Source organism: Pseudoalteromonas aurantia (assembly GCF_005886875.1).
Classification (GTDB): Bacteria; Pseudomonadota; Gammaproteobacteria; order Enterobacterales; family Alteromonadaceae; genus Pseudoalteromonas; species Pseudoalteromonas aurantia_A.
Window position 1 is genome coordinate 1 of sequence record NZ_PNBY01000145.1, and the last position, 4,894, is coordinate 4,894.

General features: G+C 41.5%; 2 protein-coding genes. Both read left to right on the top strand.

The window, feature by feature from the left end; genetic code table 11:
* Positions 1-135 precede the first annotated feature (135 nt).
* Positions 136-2,316, top strand: coding sequence for a YgiQ family radical SAM protein (locus CWC18_RS19800; RefSeq protein WP_138593049.1), 2,181 nt, complete (start codon positions 136-138; stop codon positions 2,314-2,316).
* Between the two features lie 226 nt (positions 2,317-2,542).
* Positions 2,543-4,534: a methyl-accepting chemotaxis protein gene (locus CWC18_RS19805; protein ID WP_249348290.1), complete on the top strand. Its 1,992-nt coding sequence runs from the start codon at positions 2,543-2,545 to the stop codon at positions 4,532-4,534.
* Positions 4,535-4,894 lie beyond the last annotated feature (360 nt).

Consider the following 4,894-nt stretch of genomic DNA (forward strand, 5'->3'; position numbering starts at 1 on the left):
GTTAAGACGGTTAAGACGGTGAAGACGTGGTGAGCAGGGGGAGAGTTTAATTATGCATAATATTAGAATATTCTATGGTATGACCAAACTATGATTTAAGTTATAATTCGCCTCTTTTTCCTGCAGGTACCCTCTATGAGCGCATTTAAAGCTGAACGGTCGTTATTCTCTTATCCTAAATACTGGGCAGAATGCTATGGTGTTGCACCATTTCTGCCTACTACACGTCAAGAAATGGATGAGTTGGGCTGGGACAGCTGCGACATTGTACTTGTAACCGGTGATGCATATGTCGACCACCCAAGCTTTGGTATGGCTGTGATTGGCAGGGTACTAGAAGCGCAAGGGTTTAGGGTCGGTATTATTGCCCAGCCAGATTGGTCTAGCAAAGAAGCATTTATGTCGCTTGGTCAGCCAAACTTATTTTTTGGTGTCACTGCGGGTAATATGGACTCCATGATCAACCGATATACTGCTGAGAAGCGTATGCGTCACGATGATGCATATACACCCGGTAATGTTGGTGGTATGCGCCCTGACAGAGCAGTTGTGGTATATAGTCAGCGATGTAGAGAAGCATATAAAGAAGTACCATTAGTTATTGGTGGCATAGAAGCAAGTTTACGTCGTATTGCACATTATGATTATTGGCAGGAAAAAGTACGACGCAGTATTATTTTTGATGCCAAAGCCGACATCTTGATTTACGGTAATGCTGAACGCCCGCTGGTGGAAGTTGCTCATCGAATAGCAAGGGGTGATGCTATTGCGTCAATTCAAGATATTCGTGGTACTGCGGTTATTCGCAAAGAGCCTTTACCTCAGTGGCGTGGGAGTGATTCAACGGCGATAGATAAAGTTGGTAAAATTGATCCTATTCCCAATCCTTATGGTGCGGACGATGTTGGCTGTAGCAAATCTGAATTTGCCAAAGCGGGAATTAATCTTGCTGAAGAAGCTGCAAAACCGATTACCGTACAAGCACCAAGATTAAAGCCTTGGGAAAAAGTATATGTAAAACTGCCAGCATTCGAACAAGTGAGTGTGAATAAGCCGTTATATGCCCACGCATCACGTATTTTACATCAAGAAACCAATCCTGGTTGTGCACGCGCGCTGTTTCAGCGTCATGGCGACCGTTCGGTATGGGTTAATCCGCCTGCATTCCCGTTAGAAACAGCCGAAATGGATATGGTGTTTGGTTTACCTTATCAACGTGTGCCACACCCAAGCTATGGTGATGCAAAAATTCCTGCTTATGACATGATCAAAACCTCTGTAAATATTATGCGGGGTTGCTTTGGTGGGTGTAGTTTTTGCTCAATCACCGAGCATGAAGGTCGTATTATTCAAAGTCGCTCTGAAGAGTCGATTATTGAAGAGATAGAACAAATTCGCGACAAGGTTCCTGGCTTTACTGGGGTGATCTCAGATTTAGGCGGCCCAACGGCTAACATGTATAAATTGCGATGTAAGAGCAAAAAAGCAGAAAGTACCTGTCGCAGGTTGTCGTGCGTGTATCCTGATATTTGTAAGCATATGGATACCGACCACACTCCAACGATTGACCTTTACCGTAAAGCAAGAAATGTTGAGGGCGTGAAAAAAATCCTTATCGCATCAGGTGTTCGCTATGATTTAGCCATTGAAGACCCTAGATATGTAAAAGAATTGGTAAGTCACCATGTCGGTGGGTACTTAAAAATTGCACCTGAGCATACTGAGCAAGGCCCATTATCGAAAATGATGAAGCCTGGCATGGGCACATATGATCGCTTTAAAGAGCTATTTGATAAATATTCAAAAGAAGCAGGTAAAAAGCAATACTTGATCCCATACTTTATCTCTGCACATCCAGGCACCACAGATGAAGACATGGTAAATATGGCGCTTTGGCTTAAAAGTAATGATTTTAAGCTGGACCAAGTGCAAAATTTCTATCCGTCTCCTATGGCAAATGCAACGACCATTTATCATACCGAGATGAACTCTTTACGAAACATAAAAAATAACAAAGAAGAAGTCGCAGTGCCTAAAGGTGCAAGACAGCGTCGCTTGCACAAGGCTATATTACGGTATCATGATGCATCGGGCTGGCCTATGATCCGTGAAGCATTACGAAAAATGGGTAAAGCCAATTTAATTGGTAAGGGTCCGAATTGTTTGGTGCCGGAAGAAAGCCGAAATGAAAAGTCGGCTGGACTTAAAAAGGGAGGTCGCCCTGCTTTGACCCGCCATAGTGGGTTTGGTCAGTTTAAAAAAGCCAATACTAAACCAAAAGTAGCGGGTAATCGTCAAAGAAGTGCGCCAAGATAGAAAACTGATTGTGTGGCCATAATCAATTATTACCCCTCTAAAACCGCTTATTATGAAATGAGCGGTTTTTTGTTTTCAGCCGGTGTGATCATGTATTAGAACGCTAGGTTCAACGTGATTATGATACGCATAGAGTTGTAATAAATGTATAAAACTTCCCCAGTTTGTATGATCTCCTCTATAATTTAAAGCGCAATTATTCATCAGGCATTGAATTGGGTTCTCTATGTTTAAGTCAATAGCTAGGTATATATCAGGCCATTTAACAACAATGGCGCTGCTTCCCTGTGTATTACTAGGCGCTGTCATTTTTTATGATGTTTCTATGTCATTACAGAGAATGAACGACGCATATGACGCAGAATATAATGCGTTTTTTAGTCATGCTGTTTTATCGGTTGTGCATGAGACACAAAAAGAACGCGGCGCGTCGGCGGGGTACATTGGTTCGGGAGGTAAGAAATTTAAGTCAACGTTAACTAAACAAAGAAGCCTTACAAACAAGTTTGTCTCCCAGCTTGAGGAGAAATCAAAGACATGGCAGTTGTCAGAGCCGATGCAACGAGAATTGATAGAATTTCAAAGGAAATTCGCTAAGCTAGAACAGGTCAGAAGAGACGTTGACAATTTAACAATGTCGTTAGGAGATGCGTTAAAATACTACACCGATATAAACTTGAAAGGGTTACACATCGTTATAACTGCATCACGATTAAGCAATGACCATATTATTTCCACTGAGCTGTTTTCCATATATAACTTTTCTAATGCCAAAGAGTCAGCAGGGATAGAGCGAGCTGTTTTGTCTAATGTGTTATCTAAGGATGAAATGACCCAAGCGGCAAAAATAAAACATGTAAGTTTGCTTACTAAGCAAGAAGTATATTTAGAAGAAGCATTAGAAGCTTCACCTCCTCCAATGAAGACACTTTTTGAAAGAGCTCTTGCATCAAGTGAATTCTCTGAGGTGGATAAATATCGAAGCCTAATTGCTGCAACAAATACCAATTTTAATCTAGATGCAGAAAAATGGTTTTCAGCTGCGACCAAACGGATCAATGTGTTGAAAAGTGCCGAAGAGCAAGCGCTTGATCTGGTTGATGCCACTGCAATCAACATACAAGAGCGAGCGGTATTAGTGCTCGTCGTTGAAAGCGTAATTTTAATTGTGGGCTTATTAATCACTTTTGCGCTTTTCACTGCAATTAAGCTTCGACGACGCCAATCACAGAAAATAGCACAGGGTATTCAAGTGGCAATTAGAAACAAAGATTTGTCTCATGAAATTGCGGTTTTAAGTTCTGATGAATTAGGAAATTCAGCAAAAGACATAAATCATTTGACCATGCAATTTGAGAATGACCTTGTAGAGTTTGCGCAAGTGTCTCAGAGAATTGCGTCTTCTACTGAAGATGCATCGCTAGCTATTAACCACAGTAAACAAAACCTAGAAGAGCAGCAAGATGGTATTAAAACAATTGCAGCCGCATCTGAACAAATGAGCAAAAATATTAAAGTGATTGCCAGTTCAATGAATGAGAACTCACAAGCAGCAAGAGTGGTAGCGACTGAATCTATTCGGGGTCAGAAGGTGGTTACAGATGCTGTGAGTGTCATTCAGGATGCGTCTGATGATATGGCTAAATCAGCAGTCGCAGTAGATGCCTTGAACAATAGGGTTGGAAGTATTACGAGTATGGTTGAGATGATCCGCTCAATTGCAGAACAAACGAATTTGTTAGCACTTAATGCCGCGATTGAAGCGGCAAGAGCTGGTGAGCAAGGAAGAGGGTTTGCCGTAGTTGCTGATGAGGTAAGGGGCTTAGCCAGTAGAACACAAAAATCAACAGAAGAAATTTCAGCATTGGTGTCGGAATTACAGACAAGCTCAAAAGAAGCATCAAGTATTATTATGCAAGGGCAAGATAATGCCGTCCAGGCTGCGCAGCGGGCGCAGGAAATAAAAACTGCATTGAGCCAAATCGTGACACAGGCTCAGCAAGTTGAAACTGTGACTGAGTCGGTCTCGCAAAGCACGCAACAACAAAGCGATGCGATTAGTGATATTAGTAAAAATATTGCCATCATATTTGAAAAGTCTGCTGAGAATGTCTCTGGCGCGGAACAAATCGTACAGGCTGCGGTGACCATATCTGATTCGGCGATTGATATGGATAAGCTGATTGCACAATATAATGTGGCTGAAAATAAACGCTAAGTCACAGTTTTAGCTTACAGAGCCACTAATTAGTTAAGTCATGCTTATATAGATGGAAAAAGGGGCTGTAGGAGGTTTGAGTGAGATAAACGGCCCTACGTTTTATAGGCTCGCAGTTAAATATTAGACCTGTTAGCCGAGTGAGATGGGTAATATGGTCTCTCTTTATTGAGGTTTTGTATATAAAAGTACCAAAAATACCCGTTTTGATTTAATTTTGCTCGAAGTCGCTATTTTTATCACTTTTCTTCAAATAAATGCTTGCGCTTTTTCTGCATCTCCCTATAATGCGACCCCACTGACACGGAGCAACACGATGAAAAGCAAATTAAAACGAGTTAGCGTCAAGTAAAACTTAGT